Source organism: Roseicyclus marinus (assembly GCF_030163795.1).
GTDB lineage: Bacteria > Pseudomonadota > Alphaproteobacteria > Rhodobacterales > Rhodobacteraceae > Roseicyclus > Roseicyclus marinus.
Genome location: NZ_JASJOF010000003.1, coordinates 18,760 through 42,500 on the forward strand (window position 1 = coordinate 18,760; position 23,741 = coordinate 42,500).

22 protein-coding genes, 1 tRNA gene and 2 rRNA genes (1 of these 25 running past the window's edge) are annotated in these 23,741 nt (G+C 64.8%); 4 read left to right on the top strand and 21 right to left on the bottom strand.

The annotated features are described in order from the left end of the window. Nucleotides 1-26 precede the first annotated feature (26 nt). The 13 genes from QQK63_RS05130 to QQK63_RS05190 all read right to left on the bottom strand — a co-directional run bounded on the left by QQK63_RS05130 (nt 27) and on the right by QQK63_RS05190 (nt 11,836). The gene (locus QQK63_RS05130) at nt 27-1,271 is read right to left on the bottom strand and encodes a c-type cytochrome (protein ID WP_277825147.1); all 1,245 of its coding nucleotides are present in this window, start codon (nt 1,269-1,271) and stop codon (nt 27-29) included. A gap of 20 nt (nt 1,272-1,291) precedes the next feature. Further along, the gene (locus tag QQK63_RS05135; protein WP_277825149.1) at nt 1,292-1,447 is read right to left on the bottom strand and encodes a hypothetical protein; all 156 of its coding nucleotides are present in this window, start codon (nt 1,445-1,447) and stop codon (nt 1,292-1,294) included. 14 nt (nt 1,448-1,461) lie between these two features. After that, complete coding sequence (locus QQK63_RS05140; protein WP_277825151.1) at nt 1,462-2,553, bottom strand: Mrp/NBP35 family ATP-binding protein; 1,092 nt, start codon at nt 2,551-2,553, stop codon at nt 1,462-1,464. Between the two features lie 83 nt (nt 2,554-2,636). Then, the gene (locus QQK63_RS05145) at nt 2,637-3,629 is read right to left on the bottom strand and encodes a formate dehydrogenase subunit gamma (protein WP_277825153.1); all 993 of its coding nucleotides are present in this window, start codon (nt 3,627-3,629) and stop codon (nt 2,637-2,639) included. An 11-nt stretch (nt 3,630-3,640) separates the two neighbouring features. Continuing rightward, complete coding sequence (gene fdh3B, locus QQK63_RS05150) at nt 3,641-4,237, bottom strand: formate dehydrogenase FDH3 subunit beta (protein ID WP_168622861.1); 597 nt, start codon at nt 4,235-4,237, stop codon at nt 3,641-3,643. A gap of 15 nt (nt 4,238-4,252) precedes the next feature. Continuing rightward, nucleotides 4,253-7,225: a formate dehydrogenase subunit alpha gene (locus tag QQK63_RS05155; RefSeq protein WP_277825155.1), complete on the bottom strand. Its 2,973-nt coding sequence runs from the start codon at nt 7,223-7,225 to the stop codon at nt 4,253-4,255. After that, complete coding sequence (locus tag QQK63_RS05160; protein WP_277825158.1) at nt 7,225-7,440, bottom strand: hypothetical protein; 216 nt, start codon at nt 7,438-7,440, stop codon at nt 7,225-7,227. The genes QQK63_RS05155 and QQK63_RS05160 overlap by 1 nt, the downstream gene beginning before the upstream one ends. A gap of 88 nt (nt 7,441-7,528) precedes the next feature. Further along, a complete protein-coding gene (locus tag QQK63_RS05165) occupies nt 7,529-8,134 on the bottom strand; it encodes a TorD/DmsD family molecular chaperone (RefSeq protein ID WP_277825160.1) in 606 nt (201 codons plus the stop codon). A 189-nt stretch (nt 8,135-8,323) separates the two neighbouring features. Further along, on the bottom strand, nt 8,324-9,010 hold the full coding sequence (locus QQK63_RS05170; RefSeq protein WP_277825162.1) for a DUF3306 domain-containing protein: 687 nt from the start codon (nt 9,008-9,010) through the stop codon (nt 8,324-8,326). Next, a complete protein-coding gene (locus QQK63_RS05175; protein ID WP_277825164.1) occupies nt 9,007-9,546 on the bottom strand; it encodes a DUF3305 domain-containing protein in 540 nt (179 codons plus the stop codon). Before QQK63_RS05175 ends, QQK63_RS05170 begins: the two co-directional genes overlap by 4 nt. Before the next feature lie 15 nt (nt 9,547-9,561). After that, nucleotides 9,562-10,551 carry a DUF6352 family protein gene (locus tag QQK63_RS05180; protein ID WP_277825166.1) on the bottom strand — a complete coding sequence of 330 codons (990 nt, stop codon included), beginning with the start codon at nt 10,549-10,551 and terminating at the stop codon, nt 9,562-9,564. Next, nucleotides 10,551-11,102 (bottom strand): DUF6505 family protein, encoded by a 552-nt coding sequence (locus QQK63_RS05185; protein ID WP_277825168.1) that lies wholly within the window; start codon nt 11,100-11,102, stop codon nt 10,551-10,553. The genes QQK63_RS05180 and QQK63_RS05185 overlap by 1 nt, the downstream gene beginning before the upstream one ends. Next, nucleotides 11,099-11,836, bottom strand: a complete 738-nt coding sequence (locus QQK63_RS05190) for a biotin/lipoate--protein ligase family protein (RefSeq protein WP_277825170.1) — start codon at nt 11,834-11,836, stop codon at nt 11,099-11,101. Before QQK63_RS05190 ends, QQK63_RS05185 begins: the two co-directional genes overlap by 4 nt. Nucleotides 11,837-11,929: 93 nt before the next feature. Here QQK63_RS05190 and QQK63_RS05195 point away from each other — a divergent pair, with 93 nt between their 5' ends. After that, nucleotides 11,930-13,882 (top strand): 4Fe-4S dicluster domain-containing protein, encoded by a 1,953-nt coding sequence (locus QQK63_RS05195; RefSeq protein ID WP_277825172.1) that lies wholly within the window; start codon nt 11,930-11,932, stop codon nt 13,880-13,882. A gap of 26 nt (nt 13,883-13,908) precedes the next feature. Here QQK63_RS05195 and QQK63_RS05200 read toward each other — a convergent pair whose 3' ends face one another. The 5 genes from QQK63_RS05200 to QQK63_RS05220 all read right to left on the bottom strand — a co-directional run bounded on the left by QQK63_RS05200 (nt 13,909) and on the right by QQK63_RS05220 (nt 19,015). After that, complete coding sequence (locus QQK63_RS05200; RefSeq protein WP_277825174.1) at nt 13,909-14,436, bottom strand: DUF2478 domain-containing protein; 528 nt, start codon at nt 14,434-14,436, stop codon at nt 13,909-13,911. Nucleotides 14,437-14,525: 89 nt separating this feature from the next. After that, nucleotides 14,526-16,463, bottom strand: coding sequence for a molybdopterin biosynthesis protein (locus QQK63_RS05205; RefSeq protein ID WP_277825176.1), 1,938 nt, complete (start codon nt 16,461-16,463; stop codon nt 14,526-14,528). A 5-nt stretch (nt 16,464-16,468) separates the two neighbouring features. Then, on the bottom strand, nt 16,469-17,455 hold the full coding sequence (locus tag QQK63_RS05210) for a molybdopterin-binding domain-containing protein (RefSeq protein ID WP_277825178.1): 987 nt from the start codon (nt 17,453-17,455) through the stop codon (nt 16,469-16,471). Nucleotides 17,456-17,501: 46 nt separating this feature from the next. Next, nucleotides 17,502-18,008, bottom strand: a complete 507-nt coding sequence (locus QQK63_RS05215; RefSeq protein WP_277825180.1) for an SAM-dependent methyltransferase — start codon at nt 18,006-18,008, stop codon at nt 17,502-17,504. A gap of 77 nt (nt 18,009-18,085) precedes the next feature. Beyond that, nucleotides 18,086-19,015, bottom strand: coding sequence for a substrate-binding domain-containing protein (locus QQK63_RS05220; protein ID WP_277825181.1), 930 nt, complete (start codon nt 19,013-19,015; stop codon nt 18,086-18,088). Nucleotides 19,016-19,100: 85 nt separating this feature from the next. On the opposite strand from QQK63_RS05220, the gene QQK63_RS05225 reads away from it, so the two are divergent. From QQK63_RS05225 to QQK63_RS05235, 3 genes are read left to right on the top strand one after another with little or no spacing between them, the layout of a single operon-like run. Further along, nucleotides 19,101-19,796: an ABC transporter permease gene (locus tag QQK63_RS05225; protein ID WP_277825183.1), complete on the top strand. Its 696-nt coding sequence runs from the start codon at nt 19,101-19,103 to the stop codon at nt 19,794-19,796. An 11-nt stretch (nt 19,797-19,807) separates the two neighbouring features. Further along, the gene (locus tag QQK63_RS05230) at nt 19,808-20,536 is read left to right on the top strand and encodes an ATP-binding cassette domain-containing protein (RefSeq protein WP_277825185.1); all 729 of its coding nucleotides are present in this window, start codon (nt 19,808-19,810) and stop codon (nt 20,534-20,536) included. Nucleotides 20,537-20,555: 19 nt separating this feature from the next. After that, on the top strand, nt 20,556-21,374 hold the full coding sequence (locus tag QQK63_RS05235) for an ABC transporter substrate-binding protein (RefSeq protein WP_277825187.1): 819 nt from the start codon (nt 20,556-20,558) through the stop codon (nt 21,372-21,374). Between the two features lie 173 nt (nt 21,375-21,547). On the opposite strand, the gene QQK63_RS05240 is transcribed toward QQK63_RS05235, so the two are convergent. From QQK63_RS05240 to QQK63_RS05250, 3 genes are all read right to left on the bottom strand, one after another. Further along, nucleotides 21,548-21,624: transfer RNA gene (locus tag QQK63_RS05240), tRNA-Met, on the bottom strand. Nucleotides 21,625-21,701: 77 nt separating this feature from the next. After that, nucleotides 21,702-21,816: ribosomal RNA gene (gene rrf / locus QQK63_RS05245) — 5S ribosomal RNA — on the bottom strand. Nucleotides 21,817-21,897: 81 nt separating this feature from the next. Next, nucleotides 21,898-23,741: ribosomal RNA gene (locus QQK63_RS05250) — 23S ribosomal RNA — on the bottom strand; it runs 985 nt beyond the window's last position.

Consider the following 23,741-nt stretch of genomic DNA (forward strand, 5'->3'; position numbering starts at 1 on the left):
CAGCGATGGGTCGGGGCCAGCCCCGATCACCGGCTGGCGCGGTCGAGAAATTCGACCAGGGCCTGCCGGTCGGCGGGGTCGGCCACCCGTTGATCGGGCATGCGTGATCCCGGGGTGTAGATGTCCGGGCCAACCTCGAACAATTCCGCCACGGTTTGCGGTGTCCAGATGATGTCGAGCTCTCGCAGAGCGGGAGAAAAGGCATATCCCGCGACCGAGGCGATGGGCCGGTCGAAAATGCCATGGAGGCTTGGGCCCGCGCGGGAATGGTCGCCGGGTTCCAGCGAGTGGCAAATGGCACAGGCGCGATAGACAGCGGCGCCGCGGCTGCCGTCATCATGGTCGGCAAGGGCCGTGGCCTGCGCCCCGCCAAGGCGCGCGCCGGTGCTTGTGTCGTGGCGGCGGATCGCGCCCGATGCGCCACCGGCAAACAAAGTGTCCCCTGCCAGTGCCAAGGCCCAGACCGGCCCGCCTTCACCCGGAATTTCCGCGCGCACCTGGAGAGTGTCATCCGCCAGAAGCCACACCGCTCCATCGACCGCGGCGGCGGCGACCGTCCCCGCCGTTGCGGCAACCGCCACAAGCGGGCGCTCGCTCAGGAAGCGTTCGGGCAGGACGAGTCCATCGGCGGAGAACAGGCGCAGCGCACCTTCGGCAAAGATCACGGCGATCCTGTCCCCGACACGGGCAAGCCCATTGGGCAGATCGGGCAACCCGGTACTGGCCTGCGGCGACAGATCGGCATCCCAGCGGGTGAAGCGCAGATCGCCACCGACGGTGACCAGATCGCCATTGCCGAGAAAGGCGAGCCCCGACAACCGACCGTCATGGGCCTGCACGCTTTGCAGGGTCCGTCCCGCAGTATCCATCACGACAAGGCGTCCATCCCAGAACCCCGCCGCGATCAGGGTTTCATCCGGCGACACCGCCAAGGCGGCAAGCGGCGAGACACCGTGGGCCGTGGCAAAGACCGGTGCGCTGCCTTCGACCGCCGCATCCCAGAGCGCGACGCGCCCATCCTGGCCGCCAGTCAGGTATCGTCCGCCCGACATAAGCGCCACGGCCGTGACATTGCCGTCGTGGAACCGCACGACATGGCGGGCGCGTGACAGGTCTGGCGCCCACAGGATCGCCCGTCCGTCGAAGCCGCCCGAGGCGAGCCGGTCGCCATCAGCCGCCAACGCACTGACCGGTCCGGCATGGCCGAAGGGGGATTGCGCCATGGCCGGGCTGGCCAGCGCAAGCATCAGGACACAGAAAAGGCGCAACACCTTGGGTGCGGCCTCGGGGATCAGTTGGTGAGCAAGTTCGAGCCGGGATCGCCGACGCGGGCACCTTCGGTGGCGAAGGCCGAGGACGCCGGGGTCTGGTAGCTGTCATTCAGAACAAAGGATGCGCCGGCTGCGATAGCGACGGCAAAGATCACGGAGGCAAGGAACGCTTTCATTATGTGGTCTCCTGTCAGGTGCGGATCGGCTGTGCCGCCCGCTTTCCGGGTTCCAGCCCGGCCAGGACGGCACGGGCGATCTGTTGATAAAGTCGGCCCAGCGGACCATCGGGGTCGCGGGCGGTGATGGGCTGGCCCGCGTCTGATGCGGCGCGCAGGTCCATGGTCAGGGGGATGGCCCCGAGGAAGGGCACGGAAAGCCGCGCCGCCTCGGCCTCGGCGCCGCCTTGGCCAAAGATGGCATGGGAGCCGCCGCAATCGGGGCAGATGAAATGGGCCATGTTCTCGACGATGCCGAGGATCGGCACATCCACCTTGCGGAACATCGAGATGCCCCGCCGTGCGTCGATCAACGACAGGTCCTGCGGGGTCGAGACGATCACGGCCCCGGACAGGCGGGTGCCCTGTGCCAGCGCCAGTTGCGCGTCGCCGGTTCCGGGCGGCATGTCGACCAGAAGGATATCAAGGGGCCCCCAATCCACATCCGCCATCATCTGCGTGATGGCCGACATGACCATGGGTCCGCGCCAGACCATCGCGGCCTCGGCCTCGACGAGCAGGCCCATCGACATCGCCTTGAGGCCATAGGCCTGCATCGGCTTGAGTTTGCGACCCGCGGCCTGCGGTTTGCCATGCAGGCCCAGCAGTGTGGGAAGCGACGGGCCGTAAATATCGGCGTCAAGGATGCCGACAGACAAGCCCTGCGCCCTTAGGGCGAGCGCGAGGTTCACCGTGGTGGTGGATTTGCCGACGCCGCCCTTGCCGGAAGCGACCGCGATGACATGGCCGACGGCGGCCAGTGGATCGGGCTTTTCGGCCTTCGATGTGGTCAGGGACGGGGGCGCGGGTCTCGCAGCCTGTGTTTCGCTGGTCAGAACGACGAAGGCGCTGGTCACGCCGGGCAGGCGGCGCAATCGGGCCTCTGCCTCATCGCGCAGCGCAGCAAGCGACGCGGCCTCGGCGGGACTGGTGCGGATCGAAAGGTTGACGCGATGGCCGTCCACCATGGCACCGGACAGACGGTCCGAGGCGGCAAGCGGGGTGCCATCGGGCAGCGTCAGGCCCTGCAGCGCCTCGATCACCTGGTTGTCGTTCGTGTCCGACACGGGTTCCGTCCATCGGGTTTGAGGCGCATTCGGCCCCATGCGTCCTTCGCACGGGGCCGAACAGCGGTTTCGTCAGGGCGCTATCACTCGGCCGGGTGCGGGCGCGCCTTCGATCCGGTTTCGCCCTTCACTTCTTCGACCCAGAGCGAGTGATGCTCTTTCGCCCAGTTCTCATCGACCTCGCCCGAACCCATGGCATCGAACGCGCCCTCCATCCCGACGGAGCCGATGTAGATGTGCGCGATGATGATGGCAGACAGCGCGGCGGCCGTCAGGGCGTGGATCGTCTGGTAGAACTGCCAATCGGCAAAGGTCGCGACCTCGTTGGGGAACAGCAGCATCACGCCGGTAAAGGACAGCGCCGCACCACCAAGGACCACCGACCAGAAGATGATCTTCTGCCCGGCGTTGAACTTCTTGGCCGGGGGGTGAACACCCTTCTTCAGAAGGCCGCCGCCCTGCTTCATCCATTCCAGATCGACCTTGTTGGGGATGTTGTGGATCACCCAAAGAACCACGATCATGACCAGTGCGACCATGAACGGCCAGGCCAGGAAGTTGTGCGCGATCTTGCCCCAAGCGCTGAGCGTGCCGAAGGCGCCCTCGCCGATCATGGGCAGCAGCACGGTGCGGCCGATGATGATGTTGAGCCCCGACAGCGCGAGGATGATGAAGGTCGAGGCAAGCGTCCAATGCGCGAAACGCTCGATCGCGTTGAAGCGCAGGATCTTGCGCCCCGACATCCCGCCGTCGATCCGGATCTTGCCCCTGACGAGGTAGAACAGCGTCAGAAGGGCGATCATGCCGATCACGGCCCAGATCGAGATCGTGTGGAGCGTATCGCCCTGCATCGCGGCCCAGACGCGGTTTTCCGGTGCGATCAACTGGCCCGCATGTGCATCGGGAATGCTGATGCGGCCCGTGACATTGCCGCCCGAGCCCAGCGCGTCGAACAAGGCTTCCTCGGTCACGGATTCAGCGGTCGGGTTGACCTGCGCCATGGCCTGAGGTGCGAACAGGCCCAGCGTCAGGGCAAGCCCCAACGCAACGACCAGACGGTGGATTTGATGTGCCATCTTCTTTCCCTTCAGACCGTCACGGTTTCGCCATAGGCCGTGCGCCAGCCCCAGGCGCCCGAGCCATAGCCGCGCGTCACGACACGCTCGCGGTAGATTTCCGCGATGATGTCGCCGTCTCCGGCCAGAAGCGATTTGGTGGAGCACATTTCCGCGCAAAGCGGCAGCTTTCCTTCCGCCAGGCGGTTGGAGCCATACTTGATGTATTCCACCTCGCTCATGTCCGGCTCCGGGCCGCCCGAGCAGTACGTGCATTTGTCCATCTTGCCGCGGGTGCCGAAGTTCGCGGTCTGCGGATACTGCGGCGCACCGAAGGGGCAAGCATAGGAGCAATAGCCACAGCCGATGCAGGTGTCCTTGTTGTGCAGGACCACGGCATCGTCGGTCGTGTAGAAGCAATCGACCGGGCACACCGAGGCGCAGGGCGCATCGGTGCAGTGCATGCAGGCCATGGAGACCGAGCGTTCGCCCGGCAGACCATCGTTGATGGTGACCACGCGGCGCCGGTTGATGCCCCACGGAACCTCATGCTCGTTCTTGCAGGCGGTGACGCAGGCGTTGCATTCGATGCAGCGGTCGGCGTCGCACAGGAACTTGAGACGTGCCATTTGCTATATGCTCCTTCAGGCCGCGGCGATTTGGCAAAGGGTGACTTTGCCTTCGTGCATCCCGGTGACGGGATCGTAGCCGTAGGTGGTGATGACGTTGACGGATTCGCCAAGGACGATGGGGTCGGTCCCCTCGGGGTAGTTGCCCCGCTGGTCTTCGCCCTGGAACCAACCGGCGAAGTGGAAGGGCATGAAGGCCACGCCCTGCCCGACGCGTTCGGTCACAAGCGCCTTGACGCGCGCCCGCGATCCGCCCTCGGGGCCGGTCACCCAGACCCAACCGCCATCGACGATCCCGCGAGAGGATGCGTCGGCGGGGTTGATCTCGACGAACATGTCCTGCTGCAATTCCGCAAGCCACGGGTTCGACCGGGTTTCCTCGCCACCGCCCTCGTATTCGACCAGACGGCCCGAGGTCAGGATGATCGGGAATTGCTCGGCCACCCGGTTCTCGAGGTTGGCGGTCTGCAGCGTCAGACCGATGTTCGGCATACGCTGCTGGCGGCCATCTTCGCGGGTCGGGTATTCAGCGACCAGATCGGTGCGCGGCGAATAGATCGGCTCGCGGTGAACCGGGATCGGATCGGGCAGGTTCCACGCCACCGCGCGGGCCTTGCCGTTGCCGAAGGGCACGCAGCCGTGCATCAGCGCGACGCGCTGGATGCCGCCGGACAGGTCGAGCGACCAAGACACCGCCGCCATGGCTTCGGGGTCGTTGTTGCCGATGCGACGGATGGTGGCCAGTTCCTGCGGCGTCAGGTCCGCATCCCAGCCAAGCTCCTGCAGGACACCGTAGGTGAACTGGGGATAACCATCCTCGATCTCCGAACCCGCCGGCCAGCTGCCTTCGGCAAGGAGCGTTTCGCCGTCGCGGTCCAGACCGAAGCGCGGACGGAAGGCACCGCCGCCCTCCATCGGGGGCAGGTTCGTGTTGTAGAGGATATGCGTCCCGGGGTGCCGCAATTCGGGCGTACCCCAGCACGGCCACGGCAGGCCGTAGAAATCGCCGCGGATTTCCTCGGGTGCGTCCGGCAGGGCGCGCAGCGTGATCAGGTCGAAGTGTTCCTGGTTCGCCATATGCGCCTTGAGCCGCTCGGGGCTCTGGCCGGTGTAGCCGGTCGACCAGCCACCCCGGTTGATCTCGCGCAGCACGGATTCCGGCGTGGGCTCCATGCCGAACTTGCCCTGCACCATCTCGTAGTTCTTGAACATCTCATCCGCGAAACCGAGACGCTGTGCGAGACCGTAGATCACCGCGTAATCGTTGTCGGATTCGAAGATCGGGTCGACCACCTTCTCGCCCCACTGCACCGAGCGGTTCGACGCCGTGCGCGAGCCCGAGCATTCGAACTGCGTGCAGATCGGCAGCAGGTAGGTGTTGTCCGTCCGCGAATGCAGCGCCGCGAAGGTCGTCGGGTGCGGGTCGGCCACGACCAGCAGGTCAAGCGCGTCCATGCCGCGCTGTGCGTCCTGCATCCGGGGCACAGTGTTGCCGCCGTGACCGAAGACGAGCATCGCCTTGATGTTGTCCACCTGGTCGATGTCTTCGGCGTCGATCGTCACCGCGTCGAACCAGCGGGTCGAGGTGATGCCCGCCACTTCCATGTTCTGTTCCGGGGTACGGGCGTCACGCCCACCCTTGGCCGGAACGGCGTCGAAGCGGCTCACGAAATATTCGTAGGGCACTTCCCAGACGCGCGACCAATGCTTCCATGCGCCCGCGCCGAGGCCGTAGTAGCAAGGCAGGTTGCCCACATCGAGACCGAAGTCGGTTGCGCCCTGCACGTTGCAATGGCCGCGGAAGATGTTGGCGCCGTTACCCTCGCCGCCCACGTTGCCGGTGGCCAGCAGCAGGTTGTTGTACATCCGCACGTTGGCGGTGCCGACGGTGTGCTGCGTGCCGCCCATGCACCAGATGAAGGTCGAGGGGCGTTCCTTGGCGAATTTCTCGGCGGTGCGGCGCAGGGTTTCGCCGTCGATGCCGGTGATCCGCTCGACCACTTCGGGCGGATAGGCCCGGGTCTCTTCGCGGATCTGGTCCATGCCCCAAACGCGGCTCGCGATGTATTCGCGATCTTCCCAGCCGTTTTCGAAGATGTGCCAGAGCATCCCGTAGATCACCGCGATGTCGGTGCCGGGACGGAAGCGGACATATTCGGTCGCATGGGCCGCCGTGCGGGTAAACCGCGGGTCGAAGACCATGACATTGGCGCGCTGCGTTTCCTTGCCTTCAAGGATGTGCTGCAACGAAACGGGATGCGCCTCGGCCGCGTTTGACCCCATGAAGATGATGGTCTTGGAGTTGCGGATGTCATTGTAGCTGTTGGTCATGGCGCCGTAGCCCCAGGTGTTCGCAACGCCCGCCACGGTGGTGGAGTGGCAGATGCGGGCCTGGTGGTCGACGTTGTTGGTGCCCCAGAAGGCCGCAAACTTGCGGAACAGGTAGGCGCCTTCGTTCGAGAATTTGGCGGAGCCCAGCAGGTAGACCGAATCCGCGCCCGAGCGGCCACGGATTTCGGTCATCTTTTCGCTGATCTCGGTCAGGGCCTGGTCCCAGCTGATGCGCTGCCATTCGCCACCGACCTTTTTCATCGGATACTTGATCCGGCGGTCGCCGTGCACCAGCTCGCGCACCGACGCGCCCTTGGCGCAATGGGTGCCGCGGTTGATCGGGCTTTTGTAGGCCGGTTCCTGGCCGACCCAGACACCGTTCTGGACCTCGGCCTTCACCGTGCAGCCCACCGAGCAATGGGTGCAGATGTTGGTCCGGATCTCGATCGGCTGGGACATGTCGGTGAAGCCTTCGGCGGCCTCGACGCGGCGCGTCATGCCTGCGCCCAGCGTGCCGAGTGCGGCCAGCCCCCCGACGGTCAGGCCCGACGCCCGCAGAAAGCTGCGGCGATCGAGCGGGCGGGCCGAAACGGCTGCCGCCATCTGTGACAGGCGCCCGGTCGACGCGGTGTCACCATTCCTGCGCTTAACGAGCATCAGTTGGTCCCCCGAGGATAGTAGCGGTTGGTCCGGTAATAAGTTTCGACATGTTCTGTGGCCTGGTAACGGGCGCGCGTGCGCTCGTCCCCGGTTTCCTGGGCAAGCGCGGGGCGCGCCGATCCGGTGCCCAGCGCGACGCTGGCCGTTGCGCCAAGAGCCGTGGTCCCGAGAAAGGCCCGCCGGCTGATCGGTGTGGGTGTCTTGCTGGTCATGTCGATCCCCTTTCTGCTTCGGTTCGGGCTCTATTCCGGTCCGAGTGTCGTTTCATTCCTGTAGTCAGACCGCTTGCCGGTCCTTGCGTTAGGCCGCGAGCGAGAACGCGCGCGCCTCGATGTCCACAAGCAATCGGCCAACCTCGGCGACTGCTCGGTAAAAAGATGCACTGGGTGCGATAGCCAGATCGTCGAAGAACTGCGCAGCCCAAGGTTCGATATGCCGCCCGAAAAATTCAGCCTGCATTGATGCCGGGGCCTGAACCGCACCGGATGCAAGGTCAGCCATCACCTCGAACAACAGTGCGATGTGATCCTCGGGTTCGAACCGCCCTTCGGCGCGGGCAATGCCCAGCCGCGAAAGATCGCTCCTGACCTCGGCAAGCGGCCGTTCATTCAGGAAACCGGTCTGATAGAAACTGGCGTAGGGCAGCAACTCGCCGCGCCCGACACCGATGAAAAGCTGAAAGAATTCCCGCTCCACCTTCGCGGCATCGGTGCCGCGCGCAGCTTCGGCGAGGGCCGTGATGGCCTGGCCCAGCGCTGTCCGGTCACCCGTCAGCGCGGCGGTTCCATCCAGAATTTCCCGTGAAGGCGCGTGAGAAAGCAGGGTCGCCACGAAGCGATACATGTCGCCTCGCGCTGCGTTTTCTGCGTCACTAGCGGGCCGGTCGCCCGGCTGGCTGGTTTTCATGAGTCCTGTTCTCTTCCCTCACGCGACGATTGCATACAATCGCGTGCCCTGCTCCTAAGGAGCGTGAGAGCGGGTGTTTGGTCAAGCGAAATTTGTCAAATGCATGCAATTTTTCCCGACACCCCAACCCTCTATCCGGATGGCCCAAAGGGCTTTAGCCCAAGCAACATTGATCCGTCGTGAGGGCGGTTATCCCGGCATCGCCGATCCGTGTCGCCTGCGCGGCAAGGCGTCCGGATCGTCAACAGGGTTGCTGCTTGTCCGCACGGAATCATCGGTTGTCCGGGCCGCGGGGGTCGCCTCGGATACAGCCGCTGAAACCGCGGGTTTTGGCCCATCATCAGCCGCCGACGCTTCGGTCGCATCGTCCGATTCTATCGCCTCGGCAGCCGCCGCCTCCGCGGACTGGTCACCCACTGCCTCCGCTGCGGTGTCACCGCGCGGGGACAGCAGTGACTTCAACATCTGGGCCGCGCGTTCGGGGGACGGTGCCACCCCGTCACCGGGCACACCGCCGGGGGTGTTCCAGTCCCACGCGTAATCGACAGCCGGGTCCTGATGATCGCGAATACCGGGCGTCAGCATCCAGATCCGGCGCAGCGCGGCATTCTTGAGCGACCGCGGAACCCCCGGTCGCAGGAACGGGCGGATGTCGCTGCCCTGCACCAGATCCTCGATCCGGGGCAAGGCGGCCAGTTCTTCGTCCGAGAGAGTCGGAGGCGCGGCTTCGGTTTCGACTTCGGGCGCGGCTGTGCCCTCGGCCACAGCATCGGCCTCGGGTGGAAGTTCCGACTCGGTCTCCGGCTCGGAGCGCACCGCCGTGCGCTTGACCCGTGACCAGCGGCCCAGAAAGCCTTCGGGTTCGTCGCCGTTCATGGATCCGACCTCCGGCCTTTGCGATTCTCCCATTTGTCCTCGGGCTGGAGGACGCGGGGCGCACGCGACACGACCGCGTTGGGGTCGGCGGGCTGACGCTTGCGTTTCTTGAAGGGCATCTCGACGAAATGCCGGTCGGCGAAGGCTGCCACAGCTCTCGCGACAGCATCAGGCATCGGCACCGCATCCACGATAAGGTCAGGGTCCGAGGCCAGCCCCTCACCCTCGTAGGGATCGACCGTGGCGGCCATAACCTCGGCGCGCGCCGGATCGCTCCCGCGCAACGCCACCCAGACCGACGGCCGCCCGGACATCAGGTTGTCGCGGTGGTGGCTGGCATCCCCCGACCACAAAACCACGTCGCGTCCGCCCACATACCATGTCTCGACGCCCGCCTCCGTGCCCAGCAGGGTGCCGGGCGGGGTCGCGGGTTCGACGGGCAGGACCAGCAGCGGGCGCAATTCCCCGGTGCTCCAACGGGTCACGGGCGGGCGGCGTTGTGCCACGACACCGATGCGGATGATCTCCCTTGGCATACCGTCCCCCTCCGTTCAGTGCAGATGCGGTTCGGCCAACGGCAGGCCGGACAACAGGTTTTGCGGTTTCATCCGCACCGCGCCGTCCTGCCCAAGGCCAAGCAGCAGCCAGACCGGGTGACCCGCTACATCCGCCCGCATCACCGACGGATCCGCAAAGTCGAGCCGGAACACCCCGATCAGGCTGGCAGGCAACGCCCTGCCGTGCCACAGCGAATCCCCGATGGCCGTGCCGTTCGGGTCAAGCCCCACATACCAGCGCAGGTCCACATCGTCGACGCGGGTCTGCGGGGTGACGCTGAGCTCTACCCCCAGCATATGCCGGATGAAGGCAGCCAGCGCCGTGGCCATGCCGCGCCGCGCTTCGGGATCTCCGCCGAAATTATAGATCATCGTATGGGCGTCCGACCGTGACCAATAGGTCCATTCATTGCCGCCGCCCAGCACGTCGAGGCTGTCGATCCCGCCCGAGAACATCGCCATGAGCGGAGAGGCATGCATGTCGGCCTCGAATAGCGCCACAAGCTCTTCGTCGGCCATCAGGACCATGCCGTCCTTCACATGGGCGCGCTGCGGCCGGAACAGGCATTCGGCCGCGCGCAACACCTGCGGATCGTCGCACCCGTCCAGCGCGTTGCGCAAGATCAGCTGCACCAACTGCGACAGGAACACGACCGGAAGACGCAGCCCCTCGCGCATGATCGCGGCATAGCCTTCTTCGATGGTGCCCGCCTTTTGCAGCCGGTCGCGCAGCGTCAAAAAAAACTGCCAGTTCTCGCGCGCATCGGGATCCTTCACCGCAGCCAGTTCCAAGGGCGGAACAGCGGCGCGCGGATCCGCCATCAGCCGCGCATGGACGGCGCGCTCGGTCGCGCAGGCGTCGGACGGGGGGACGATCTCGGGGCGGGCAAGCCACGCCAACAAAAGCTCGTCCGTCACGACCATCCGGCCCGCGTGATCCAGCCGCGCCAGATGATGGCCTGAAGCGACCCAGAATTCCGGCATCAGTCCTGCCCCCGCAATTGAAAGAGATCGACGTGATCCTCGGTTTCTTCCTCGAAGAACTGAAACGCCCGGTCGTGGCCCATAAGGTGCGAGGCGGAAAACGCCGTCTCGTCGCGCGGGCGCAGGGTGCGGAATTGCTCCCGGATCTCGCCATCCTCGCCGTGCTTGCGATGAAGCGCGATCAGAGTGCCAATGCCATGTGCGGCACAGAGGCTTTCCGCCAGCGCCACCTCTTGTTCTGCGGCGGGGCGCGCGATGTCGCGGGATGGCGCGCCAAGCTGCGCGACCAGTTGATCCGCCAAAGCCTCGACCATCGCGGCGCGCTCGTCGGGGCGTGCCTCCTGCACGGTGACGAGCGTGGAATGGCCGAAACTGTCCACACCCAGAAATCCAGAGCGAAAGGCGATCGCCTCCTTCCGGGTCAGGCTGTCGGGTGCGCGCCCCCAAAACAGGAAGGTGCCCGGGACCGCCCATTCGCCGGGTTCTGCGGCATGGGCAAAGATGTGGCGGTCCGACGGGTCAAGCCGGATCGTACGCGGCAGCCTTGTCACAGCTTCGGCCCGGCTTCGTCACGCCAGCCTTGGACCGCCAGCGCCTCGCGCAGCGGGGGCAAACGACGCCCGCCGCCCGAGGGGGTGATTTCCATCATCTGGTCGCCTTCGATCCGGCGCACGCCCCGCAACAGCGGGGGATCGACCCGCATCAGGAAACGGTTCGACACGGCGGCAAAGCCGTCATGGGCCCAGCGGTCGAAATACAGCATCATGTAAGACGCAAAGGTCGACACGATATCCTCGGCCGGGTCGAACCCTTCCTCGAACAGCGACGTGCTGTCGGGATAGGAACCCGGCTCGGCGATATGGTGCCGGTCGGCGATCAATTCGGCGGCAAAGACCATCCAATCGGGCACCGCATCCTCGGCCGTGCCGGGCGCGATGGCAAAGCGGCCGCCGCCAATGCGCGCGCCGTCGAACAGCACCTCGTCCGGCCAGTTCAGACGCACCGGGCGGTCGGGCGGGCAATGCGCGGCCAACGCGTCGCCCAGCGCCGTCATGCCCAAAAGAAAGGCCAACTGTGCTTCGACCAGCTTCTGCTCGGGTTCCAGCACCACGGCAAAAGCCAGAAGTCCCGCCGATTGGTGCAGCACCAGCGTGCCTGCACCCTCGGACGGGGCCAGCGCCACAGCCGCCGCCAGCACATCGCGGTTTTCAGTGCGATGCGGCGTGAACGGAGGCGGCAGATGCAGCCTTGGCCCTACTTGGTCTTCCGCAAGCAAGCTCGACATCCGTTTTTCCCTCCCGAGACCGCTACCCTTCACCCAAGGTTCGGATTACACCCGGTGTTGAGATAGTCCAGCACAAGGCCAGACAAAAGCCCCATGTCCGACACGAACGATGTCCGCCTGATCTGCACCTGCGAAGGCACGATGACCCTTGCCGGCGATACGCTGGGGGCCACGGGCAAACCGGCCAGCCAACTTTGCCGCGCGCAGCTCGACAATTTCCGAGATGCATTGGGCAGCTTTGCCGCGATCACGGTCGCCTGCACGCAAGAAGCCCCACTGTTTTCCGAGGTGGCCGAGGATGCCGGATATGCCGGCACCCTGCGCTTCGCCAATATCCGCGAAACCGCGGGATGGTCGGATGACGGGGCCAAGGCAGCGCCCAAGATGGCCGCGCTTCTGGCGATGGCGGAAACGGCGGGCTCTTCCTTCGAGACGGTCAGCCTTGAAAGCAACGGCGTTGCGCTGGTTCTGGGCCGCGACGAGGTGGCGCTCGAGGCTGCGCGGCAATTGTCGGGCGTGCTGGACCTGACCGTGCTGCTCCTGCCCGGCGCGGAGGCCGCGCCGCCCCGCCAGACCACGTGGCCGGTGCTGCAGGGGCGCATCGCACGGGCCAAGGGGCACATGGGTGCCTTCGAGCTGACGGTCGATGCCTATGCCGCGCCCGCCCCGTCGTCGCGCAAGCATCTCGAATTCGGTCCGGCCCGCGATGGTGCCGTGTCACGCTGCGACCTCGTTCTGGATCTGACGGGCGGCCAGCCCCTGTTCCACCACACGCGCCCCGGCTACCTGCGCGCCGATCCGCGCGACCCGTCGGCTGTCGCCGCGCTCGTGGCCGAGGCTGGCCAGATGGTCGGCGTCTTCGACAAGCCGAAATACATCGATTTCGAGGCGGGCCTCTGCGCCCATTCGCGCAACACCAAGATCGGCTGCACCCGCTGCTTGGATCTATGCCCCACCGGAGCGATCCTGCCTGCAGGCGATAGCGTGGCGATCGATCCGGCGATCTGCGCGGGCTGCGGGCAATGCGCGGCGGCCTGTCCGACCGGCGCTGCCTCCTACGCGCTTCCTGCCGTGGGCAGCTTGGCCGACCGCTTGCGCGCCGGCCTGTCGGCATGGGTCGAGGCGGGCGGGCGCAGCGCGCCCGTCATCCTGTTCCACGATGAAGGGCACGGCGCGCCCCTGATCGATGCGGCGGCCCGGTTCGGGCGCGGCCTGCCTGCGCATGTCATTCCGGTGCAGGTCAACGAGCCAAGCCAGGTCGGCCCCGAAATCATGGCCGCGGCGCTGGCCTGGGGGGCGGGTGGTGTGCGCGTTCTGGCCAAGGACCGTCCCGCGCATCCGCTCGACGGGCTTGCCACGACGCTCGACCTGATGGCGGTCATCTGCGAGGCGATGGGGCAACCCGTAGACGCCTGCGCGCTGATCCAGACCGATGACCCGGACGCGCTGGAAACCGCGCTTTGGCATCCGGCCCAGCCGCTTCGCCCTACGCGATCCTCCTTCCTGCCACCCGAGGACAAGCGCGGCCTGCTGACCCTTGCCATGGAAGAGCTGAACCGCACCGCCCCCCGCCCGGCCCAGCGGATCGAATTGCCCAAGGGGGCGCCCTTCGGCAGCGTCACCCTCAACCTCGACAGCTGTACGCTCTGCCTTGCTTGTGTCGGTGCCTGCCCGACCGGCGCGCTTGGCGACAACCCCGACAAGCCGATGCTGCGCTTCACCGAAAGCGCCTGCGTGCAATGCGGGATCTGCACCGTGACCTGTCCCGAACAGGCCATCTCGATCACGCCACAGATGGATTTCGCCGCTTGGGCCAACCCCAAGCGCATCCTCAAGGAAGAAGAGCCGTTCTGCTGCTCGTCTTGCGGCAAGGGCTTTGGCACCGGGTCGTCCATCCGACGCGTGATGGAGCGGCTGGAGGGTCACTGGATGTTCAGCGGAGAGGATGGCGCAGCGCGCAAACGGCTTTTGACCATGTGCGACGATTGCCGGACGAAAGAGGTCGTGATCGCGGGTTTCGACCCGCATGAAGGCCCCGCCTCGTGACCACCTGAGCGCCGCGAAACTGGTCCCTAGACAGCCAACGCCGGGGGATGTCCGGGCAGCGCCGCAAGGCACCAGGCCAGCGCGGCCTCCGCATTGGGCGCGATCTCGGTGGCAAGCCCATCGGCGAATGCCAGAAAGGCGGGCAGGTTTCCGGCCGAAACGGTGGTCAGAACCGGCACGTCCTGCCCGAGCGCGCGCCCGATCACGTCGCGGAACCCGCCACCCTCGGCTTCCTGCTTGCCGAACTTGTTGATCAAAAGCACGCGGGCCGTGCCTTGGTCGAGGGCACTCTCCACGCGCTGCACCGCATCGGCCAACCCGCGCGGATCGAGACGGCAGCCGCGCGCATGGCGGCCACGATCCTCGGAAATGCGCAGCACATCGCCCCGGCCCAGAATGTGAAGATCCATGTGGCAATGCCGGTCGGCATCATGCTCGATATTCAGCTGCACCGCGCCGGCCACGGAAACGCCACGTGCGGTAAGCGTTTCGGCGACGGTGACCATCAACCGGTCCCCCAAGCCACGCCCCGAAGAGATCATGTATCCCAACATCTGCCGCAGCTCCCCCCGCGCAATGCCGCCCCACGGGCCGCACCGGGTTTGCTTAGGCAAGCCAAGACCGGCTTGTCAACGCGCCCCGCTCAGCGCGGATCGAAGCCCAGCGCCTGCAGATCGTCCACGGCGTCGGACAATGCCGCCTCGAACGCGGCAAGGGCGGCAGCATCGCGCGGGTCCTGCCAGACCGCGAAATCATAGTGTTCGTCTGCGACTGGCAGAAAACCCAAACCCAAGGCCTCGGCCACGGGGCGGATCGCCATGCCCCAATCGGCCCGCCCCTGCACCACGGCCGCCGCGACCGCATTATGCGAATTGGGCTGGTTCCAGTAGCCCACCGGGCGCGTGCCCGCCAATAGCCGATCCACGAGCACGCGCGTCCCCGAACCTTGGTTGCGGTTGACCATGATCGCCTCGGGATCGGCGCGCAGCGCGGCCAGCGCCTCGGGCAAGCTGCGCCCCTCCAGCCGTGGGTCGCCGGGACGGAACACCAACCCCTGCATCCGCCGCCAGCCGGGGATCAGGCGCATGCCATCCGCCAGAAACGGCGCATTGTACCTGTCGCTCGCGGGATCAAGCAGATGGATCGGGGCGATATCGCATTCGCGCCGCGTCAGCGCGGCCAATCCTCCCTGCGATCCGGTCGCAAGGATTCGCGTCATCATGCCCTGCCCCACCAGACGCCCCACCACGGCGTCGAGGCCAACGCAATGGCTGCCGATTACCGCCAATCGCGGCGCGGCAACCGACGGGCCAAACAGCGTCACCTCGGCCTTCGTTCCGGCGGGCAGGCCATCAGCCAGCGCGGGTACGGTCACAAATCCATCAGCCTGCGCAAAGGCCGTGACAGCACCGGAACCCTTGGACACCGGATGGGCCACGGGCCCCTCCGCCCCTTCGGTCAGCGCGACCATGGCAAATTCGGTCCGCCCCAGTTCCGAAGACAGGCGCAAGGGCAACGACGCAGAAACCCGGGCCGTGCTGCGCGGCGGCAGACCGGCCATCATCCGCAGCGCGGGCGCGACCATTTCATGAAAGGTGAACATGGCCGATGTCGGAAAGCCGGGCAGCACCACCACGGGCTTGCCCGCGCAGACCGCAAGGCACAGGGGCTTGCCGGGTTTGAGCGCCACGCCATGCGCGACGATCCCCGGCGCGCCAAGCCCCGCGATGACCCGCGTGGTCAGATCGCCCGCGCCCTTGGATGTCCCGCCCGACAGGATCACCGCGTCATGTTCGGCATAAGCGTCCGCGATGGCAGCGGTCAATTTCGCCTCGTCATCGGGGATCGCACCCAGATGCACCGCCTCGCAACCCGTTTCGCGCAAGGCGGCGGCGATCACGGGACCATTGGAATCATAAATGCCCGCGGGGCGCAGCGGCTGACCGGGCGGCACCAGTTCATCGCCGGTGGAAATGACCGCAACGCGGGGCTTGCGCCAAACCGAGGCGCGGGCAAGCCCGACCGCCGCCAGCATCGCCACTTCGCGCGCGCCGATCACGGTACCCTGCCGCAAAAGCGTCTGACCCCGCGCGATATCGGACCCGGCGAAGGCGATGAAGCTACCCGGTGACACCGCGCGCCCCACTGCGATCGCGTCATCTTCGGGGTCGGTATGTTCGATCATCACAACAGCATCCGCCCCACGCGGAATGGGGCCGCCGGTGGCGATGGGCGTGGCGGTTCCGGGCGCAACGGAAAGGCTGGGCGCCGTGCCGCAATGGATCACCTCGGGGTTCAGGCGCAGGCGCACCGGTTCGACTTCGGAGGCTTCGAAAAGGTCTGCCGCGCGCAGCGCGAACCCGTCTACCACGGCGCGGTCGAACGGCGGCGCATCGACTGGCGCAGCGATATCACCGGCGAGCACTCGCCCCGGCAGATCGTCGAGCGCAATCTCCTCCGCCCCAAGCGGGCGCGGCTGCAATGCGGCAAGGAATGCGGCCTCGGCATCATCGCGCGACAGGACCTGCAGGAACTGATCTTGCTGAAACGCGGTGGAGGCGGGGGCTTTGGGTGCAGACATCGTGTTTACCCGAGGGGGAAGTTGAGCGGGATCCCCGCCAGCATCGCACCGGCTGGAAGGCCCTCGCTGTGCGGCGGAAGGATTGCGCAGGCATCGGCAGCAGCCAAGGCAGCCAGCGTTACGCTGCCCGCCGGGCCGGGGACCCAAGCATCGTCTTGGCGCGTGAGCAAGACAAGGTGGGACAGGCCAAGTCCTGATGCGATCTTTCGCGTCAGGGGCCGCGTCTCGGTCAGGGCCTTCGCCCCGGTCAATGCCGCCATCGCGGGCATGGCAAGCGCAACACAGGCAGCAAACACCGCATCAAACCGCCGGGGAACCGACAGGACAAGCATCGCGCCCTCGCGCTCCAGCCACGCCGTATCACCCGGCGCAAGGGCAAGGCGCGGTTCGGCATCGTCGGATGGGCGCAGCAACAGGTCAGGTGCCTCGGCGACGAATTTTCCCCCAAGTGCCGTCAGGAACCCTTCGATAAAGGCCTGATGCCGGGGATCGGGCAGGTCGACCCTGACACGGGGGCGCCGCAAATGGCACACTTCCAGCCCGGCCATGGTGGCGACATGGCAGACGTGATTGGTCATCACCGCACCGGCCGCAGCGATCGGCGCGCCGGCGCGGCCATCATGGCCCGCGCGGCGCACGCCTTCGCCCGGTGCGACGGTCTGGATGGCGACCAAACCGCCCGCAAGGGTTTCCAATCCGACGGCCGGCAAAACGGCGTCTGCCCCGGGTGGCAGTTGATCGCCGGACAGCACCCGGATCGGATGCGCAAGCGGGATCGGCAGGCTTGCACTTGCTCCGGCCAGATCCAGCGCCGCCACAGCGACACCGACGCGCAACGCCTCGGGTTGCGCGGGGGTGTCGAGCGGGAAAACAAGAGGTTCTGCCAGAATGCCACCCCGCGCCGCAGTCACCGGCACCACCTCGGACAAGACCGGGCCTTGCCCCGAAAGGGCCTGCGCCAGACAGTCTTCCAGAGGTACCAGAGCGGTCATGTCGGCTGACTTAGCGGCAGGGGTCCGCAAAGACCAGTGCGCCCGATCATCCGCCAGCTTCGGGGGATGTTTGGCCACCCGCACGGTCCCGGCTTGGCGGCGTGAAATGCCGTCGGTCGGGTTTGATGTCGAGCAACGGCGTCCCCGAAACGCATTCCAGCCCGCGCACCGTCACCCGATTGCCCGCCCACCCGATCAGCCGCACGTTCGACAGACCGATGGGATTTGGCCGAATGGGAGAGCGCAGGGAAAATGTGCCCCGCGCCGCGTCACCATGGTCGGGGTTCTGCAAGATCAAATCGCGGCGCGACAGATGCATCCAGTAAAGAATGTCGAGGAAAGGATAAGCGTCGATCCCCGTCAGCGCAGGCAACCAAGGCGGCGCGACAACAAGAGCGCAATCCGGGCCCGCCACGCTGTCCCCTTGGCGTGGGCAATCTTCGGGCCGGGTCCATGGGGTTTCGATATGGCCGATATAGGTCAGGCTCGCATCCGTCGCCGGCATCACGTCCGCCGTCATCTCGTTCGGCCGCATGGGAAAATCCTCGGTCATGGGTCAGACCGCGATCATCGGGGCCAGCATGTGCCGGGTCTCACGTGTCTGGGTTGCGGGGCTGGCGAGACGGACCATCAGCCGTTCCACAGCACGCGACCGAGGTCACTGATGTCATAGCCGCCCAGATGCGCGGCACGGCGGGCAAACGCGTCGGTCCGGGCAAAGGCCAAAAGGCTTTGTATGGGCGGTTCGAAAAATTCACGACGCGTCATGGCAAGGTCAAAGCTTTCGTCCCGCACCAATGGGATGAAGCCCATATGCCCCGCTGCCGCCTGCAGCCCGAGGCCACAATCCGCCTCGCCCGACTCGATCAGCGTTGCAAGATCCGTGTGGCTTTCGGCCGGGCGGTCGAGCGTCACAAGATCGGCAAGGGTTAAACCCTCGCGGGACAAAAGCACCTCGAACAGCCGCGTCGACCCCGCCCCATCCGCACGCAGGGCGAAGCGCAACTTGCGCCGCGCGGCGTCCGCCAGCCCCGTGATCGCCAAGGGATTGTCAGCCGCGGTGATCAGACCCTGCGTACGGCGAGCCCAATGGATCAGGACATGCCCGGTACCGGGCAACTGCGCCCTGACGGCGGCAAGGTTCCATTCCCCCGTATCAGGGTCGAGCAGGTGGCACCCCGCCATGATGGCGCGGCCCTCCGCCAGATCGGCAAGACCTTGCACGGACCCGCGTGCCAGAACGGCCAGACCGCTGCCGGATTGACGTAGTGCCCATTCCAGCAGCGGGTCATTCGACCCGGCATAGATCGGCGGTGCGGGCGCAATGCCCGTTGCGGGCAGTTCCGTCTGCGCCTCGAGCCATGCATCGACCAGCCGTCGCGGGAACAGCAACTTGCCGGTGGCACGGCTGAACGGGATCGTTTGTCGGGCGACCATTTCGTAGATCGTGCGTTCCTTGACGCGCAGGTACTCCGCGACTTCTGCGGTTGTCATCAACGTGGACGCGCCAACCAGCGGGCGCACGGCCGTCGCGTCATCTGCCCTGGGATCGGACTGCATTTTCTTGCATTCCTTTGCACGCTTTACATTGTTGCACCTTAATTTGAATTCTGCTCTTTTTCCATTGTTTTGTAAGGGAATTGACGTGGACGGCCCTTTCGCAATCGCTTTCAGCCTGATCGCCAGCGGGGATCCCGCGATGATGCAGATCATCGGCCTGTCGCTCCGCGTCACGCTTACGGCGGTGGTGATTGCGTGCGTGATCGGCCTTCCGCTTGGGGCCGTGTTGGCGCTGGCGCGGTTTCCGGGGCGCGGGGCGGTCGTGGTGTTGAGCAATGCCTTGATGGGGCTGCCGCCGGTCGTGGCCGGGTTGGTCGTCTACCTCATGTTATCCCGTTCCGGGCCGCTTGGATCCTTGTCGCTGCTGTTCACCCCCGGCGCGATGATCATCGCCCAGACGCTGTTGATCCTGCCGATCGTGATTTCGCTCACACGGTCCGTGCTCGAGGATCTGTGGGCCGAATATCACGAGCAATTGCGCAGCCTCGGCGCAAGCAGGTTGCGCGCGGTGCCGACGCTTCTCTGGGATGGGCGGGTCAGCCTGCTGACCGGAGTACTTGCGGGATTCGGGCGCGCTTCTGCGGAGGTCGGGGCGGTGCTGGTGGTCGGCGGGAACATTGCGGACCACACGCGCACCATGACAACCGCGATCACGCTTGAAACCAACCGGGGCAATCTCGGGTTGGCTGTGGCTTTGGGGATCGTCCTTCTGACCTTGACGCTCATGTTGAATGCCGCGGCATGGGGGGCAGGGCAATGGGCGCGGGGACGCCTGGGTTGAAACCGGACCGCATGATCACCGCCGCCGAACCTGCCAGCATCCTGCCCCTGCGGCTCGAGGATGTCGGCTACGCGGTCGGGGGTAAATCACTGCTGTCCGGCATTTCCCTGCGGATCGAGGCCGGTCGGCGCTTGATGGTGATGGGGGCGAACGGGGCCGGGAAAAGCCTGTTTCTTCGGCTCTGTCACGGGCTGATCGATCCGACGCAAGGACGCCGGATCTGGGCCAACGGCGAAACGCGGGCCGAGACGCAGGCGATGGTATTTCAAAGGCCGGTTCTCTTGCGCCGAAGCGTGGCGGGCAATCTGGAGTATCCCCTCGCGCTCAAGGGCGTAAGCCGTGCGGCGCGCCGGAACGCGGTTTCCGACACACTGGAGCGATTCGGCCTCGGCCATATGGCGGACAGGCCTGCGCGGCTGTTGTCTGGGGGTGAGCAGCAACGGCTTGCGCTCGCCCGCGCATGGTTGATGCGGCCGCAGGTTCTGTTTCTCGACGAGCCATCTTCGTCGCTCGACCCCTCCGCCACTCGCGCGATCGAGACGATGATCCGGCACTTCTCCGAGGACGGCATCACCATCGTGATGAGCACCCACGACCTCGGGCAGGCGCGTCGTCTGGGTGAGGACGTCGTTTTTTTGCATCGTGGTGGGCTGATGGAACATCAGCGCGCCGTGGACTTCTTCGCTGGACCCCGGACGCGCGAGGCGCGGGCGTTCCTCGCGGGGGATTTGCTCTGGTAGCCTAGGGAGTGATCTTATCATGAACCATAATCGTCGGATTATTCTTGCCGGCGTGTCCGCTATGGCGCTGTTCGCAGCCATGCCCGTGGCAGCGCAGGATTTCATCATCGTTGCCTCAACCACCTCCACAGAGAACTCTGGGCTTTTCGGGCATATCTTGCCGATTTTCGAGGCCGAAACCGGGATCGAAGTTCGGGTCGTATCGCAAGGAACGGGACAAGCGCTCGAAACCGGGCGACGCGGCGATGCCGATGTCGTCTTCGTCCACGCGCGTGCACTGGAGGAGGAATTCGTGGCCGAAGGCTACGGCGTGCAGCGGTTCGACGTTATGTACAATGATTTCGTTTTGGTTGGCCCGGGCGAAGATCCGGCCGGGCTGCGCAATGCAGCCGATGCCGTTGCGGCCATGACCGCGATTGCGACGACCGAGGCAGCCTTCGCCTCGCGTGGGGATGACAGCGGAACCCATGTTGCGGAGATGGCGCTATGGGCCAACGCCGGAGTGGACCCAAGTGGTTCTTGGTACCTGTCCACCGGCTCGGGCATGGGGGCCACCTTGAACACGGCGGTTCAGGTTCCCGCCTATGTGCTCACGGATCGTGGGACATGGCTGAGCTTTGTGAACCGTGGCCCTCTCGAGATCGTCTTTGAAGGGGATCCGGTGCTCTTCAACCCCTATGGGATCATTCTCGTGAACCCCGAGCGTCACCCGCACATCAAAGCCGAACAGGGTCAGGTTTTCATCGACTGGATCGTGTCGGAGGCGGGGCAAGCAGCCATCGCCAGTTTCACCGTGGACGGGGAACAACTCTTTTTTCCGAACGTCAGCGGACAATAAGGCTTGGTTGGTTCGCGGCGATCAGAACTTCGGGGGAGTATCGCGTGGCTTTTCAGACACCTGCAAGGGGTGGGTTTCTTTAGGCGAGCTGAAGACGTTTAAGTCAGGACAAATCGACACCACAAAAACCAAAAGCCCGCCGAATTGGCGGGCTTTTTGGGTATTGAGTAGGTTGGTTGCGGGGGCAGGATTTGAACCTGCGGCCTTCAGGTTATGAGCCTGACGAGCTACCGGGCTGCTCCACCCCGCGCCAATGCCTCGGGCGTGCCGGTTAAGGAAGTCCGAGGCGGGTGATCATCGTAGAGAGATACGCGTGTTTCTTTCTAGGTTTGGCGGTGACCTACTCTCCCACGCCTTAAGACGCAGTACCATCGGCGCTGTGGCACTTAACGGCCGGGTTCGGAATGGAGCCGGGTGTTTTGCTCACGCTATGACCACCAAACCGAGGAAGAAACACGCATCCAAGTCAGCACACCTATGTGCGCTTTCGGATCCGATCGGCCATTCCTGGCTTTCACTGGATCAAATCAAGCCTATCGGGCAATTAGTACCGGTCAACTGAACGCATTACTGCGCTTACATCTCCGGCCTATCGACGAGATGGTCTATCTCGGCCCTCAGGGATACCTTGTTTTGAGGGGGGCTTCCCGCTTAGATGCCTTCAGCGGTTATCCTTTCCGTTCATAGCTACCCAGCACTGCCGTTGGCACGACAACTGGTCCACCAGTGGAACGTTCACCCCGGTCCTCTCGTACTAGGGGCAACTCCTCTCAAGTATCCTACACCCACGGCAGATAGGGACCGAACTGTCTCACGACGTTCTAAACCCAGCTCACGTACCTCTTTAAATGGCGAACAGCCATACCCTTGGGACCTGCTCCAGCCCCAGGATGAGATGAGCCGACATCGAGGTGCCAAACGATGCCGTCGATATGGACTCTTGGGCATCATCAGCCTGTTATCCCCGGCGTACCTTTTATCCGTTGAGCGATGGCCCTCCCACTTGGGACCACCGGATCACTATGGCCGTCTTTCGACTCTGCTCGACTTGTCAGTCTCGCAGTCAGGCTGGCTTCTGCCATTGCACTCAACGAGCGATTTCCGACCGCTCTGAGCCAACCTTCGCGCGCCTCCGTTACTCTTTAGGAGGCGACCGCCCCAGTCAAACTACCCACCACGCATGGTCCCGGATCCGGATAACGGACCGCGGTTAGACATCAAGCAAAGCAAGGGTGGTATCTCAAGGGAGGCTCCACAGAAACTGGCGTCCCTGCTTCAAAGCCTACCACCTATCCTGCACATGCTTGGCCTGATGCCAGTGCGAAGTTGTAGTAAAGGTGCACGGGGTCTTTCCGTCTAACCGCGGGAAGCCTGCATCTTGACAGGCAATTCGATTTCGCTGAGTCGATGTTGGAGACAGCGGGGAAGTCGTTACGCCATTCGTGCAGGTCGGAACTTACCCGACAAGGAATTTCGCTACCTTAGGACCGTTATAGTTACGGCCGCCGCTTACCGGGGCTTCAATTCGGAGCTCTCACCCCTCCTTTTAACCTTCCGGCACCGGGCAGGCGTCAGACCCTATACGTCGTCTTGCGACTTCGCAGAGCCCTGTGTTTTTAATAAACAGTCGCCACCCCCTGGTTTGTGCCCCCCGCCAACAGTTGCCTGCCAACGGGGCCTCCTTCTCGCGAACTTACGGAGGTATTTTGCCGAGTTCCTTCAACATCGTTCTCTCAAGCGCCTTGGTATTCTCTACCAGTCCACCTGTGTCGGTTTAGGGTACGATCTGATAGTGGGGCTATTTCCAGGAACCGCTCAGCAGCCCGACCAATCCGATAAGGCCGAACTACACCTGCGATCCGTCACCACCACATGGCCCAGGAATATTAACCTGGTTCCCATCGACTACGCCTTTCGGCCTCGCCTTAGGGGTCGGCTTACCCTGCTCAGATTAGCTTTAAGCAGGAACCCTTGGACTTTCGGCGACAGGGTCTCTCACCCTGTTTGTCGCTACTCACGTCATCATTCTCGCTAGTGATCTCTCCACCGGATGGCTCACACCCCGGCTTCACAGAAAACTCCTTGTGTCCAAGCCGCCGGAAGGCGGTAAAGACACATGGAGTTATGTCACACTACGCTCCGCTACCATGCACTATGTGCATCCTCAGCTTCGGCTCATGGCTTGAGCCCCGTTACATCTTCGCCGCAGGACAACTTATTTAGACCAGTGAGCTGTTACGCTATCTTTAAAGGATGGCTGCTTCTAAGCCAACCTCCTGGTTGTTTTGGTCGTCCCACCTGCTTTCCCACTTAGCCATGAATTAGGGGCCTTAGCTGGAGGTCAGGGTTGTTTCCCTCTTCACGACG

Bases quoted from the DNA above. Each gene is read 5' to 3' on its own strand.
- QQK63_RS05135 (WP_277825149.1), bottom strand. From the start codon at position 1,447: ATGAAAGCGTTCCTTGCCTCCGTGATCTTTGCCGTCGCTATCGCAGCC.
- QQK63_RS05145 (WP_277825153.1), bottom strand. From the start codon at position 3,629: ATGGCACATCAAATCCACCGTCTGGTCGTTGCGTTGGGGCTTGCCCTG.
- fdh3B (WP_168622861.1), bottom strand. From the start codon at position 4,237: ATGGCACGTCTCAAGTTCCTGTGCGACGCCGACCGCTGCATCGAATGC.
- QQK63_RS05155 (WP_277825155.1), bottom strand. From the start codon at position 7,225: ATGCTCGTTAAGCGCAGGAATGGTGACACCGCGTCGACCGGGCGCCTG.
- QQK63_RS05160 (WP_277825158.1), bottom strand. From the start codon at position 7,440: ATGACCAGCAAGACACCCACACCGATCAGCCGGCGGGCCTTTCTCGGG.
- QQK63_RS05165 (WP_277825160.1), bottom strand. From the start codon at position 8,134: ATGAAAACCAGCCAGCCGGGCGACCGGCCCGCTAGTGACGCAGAAAAC.
- QQK63_RS05170 (WP_277825162.1), bottom strand. From the start codon at position 9,010: ATGAACGGCGACGAACCCGAAGGCTTTCTGGGCCGCTGGTCACGGGTC.
- QQK63_RS05175 (WP_277825164.1), bottom strand. From the start codon at position 9,546: ATGCCAAGGGAGATCATCCGCATCGGTGTCGTGGCACAACGCCGCCCG.
- QQK63_RS05180 (WP_277825166.1), bottom strand. From the start codon at position 10,551: ATGCCGGAATTCTGGGTCGCTTCAGGCCATCATCTGGCGCGGCTGGAT.
- QQK63_RS05190 (WP_277825170.1), bottom strand. From the start codon at position 11,836: ATGTCGAGCTTGCTTGCGGAAGACCAAGTAGGGCCAAGGCTGCATCTG.
- QQK63_RS05195 (WP_277825172.1), top strand. From the start codon at position 11,930: ATGTCCGACACGAACGATGTCCGCCTGATCTGCACCTGCGAAGGCACG.
- QQK63_RS05200 (WP_277825174.1), bottom strand. From the start codon at position 14,436: ATGTTGGGATACATGATCTCTTCGGGGCGTGGCTTGGGGGACCGGTTG.
- QQK63_RS05205 (WP_277825176.1), bottom strand. From the start codon at position 16,463: ATGTCTGCACCCAAAGCCCCCGCCTCCACCGCGTTTCAGCAAGATCAG.
- QQK63_RS05210 (WP_277825178.1), bottom strand. From the start codon at position 17,455: ATGACCGCTCTGGTACCTCTGGAAGACTGTCTGGCGCAGGCCCTTTCG.
- QQK63_RS05215 (WP_277825180.1), bottom strand. From the start codon at position 18,008: ATGACCGAGGATTTTCCCATGCGGCCGAACGAGATGACGGCGGACGTG.
- QQK63_RS05220 (WP_277825181.1), bottom strand. From the start codon at position 19,015: ATGCAGTCCGATCCCAGGGCAGATGACGCGACGGCCGTGCGCCCGCTG.
- QQK63_RS05230 (WP_277825185.1), top strand. From the start codon at position 19,808: ATGATCACCGCCGCCGAACCTGCCAGCATCCTGCCCCTGCGGCTCGAG.
- QQK63_RS05235 (WP_277825187.1), top strand. From the start codon at position 20,556: ATGAACCATAATCGTCGGATTATTCTTGCCGGCGTGTCCGCTATGGCG.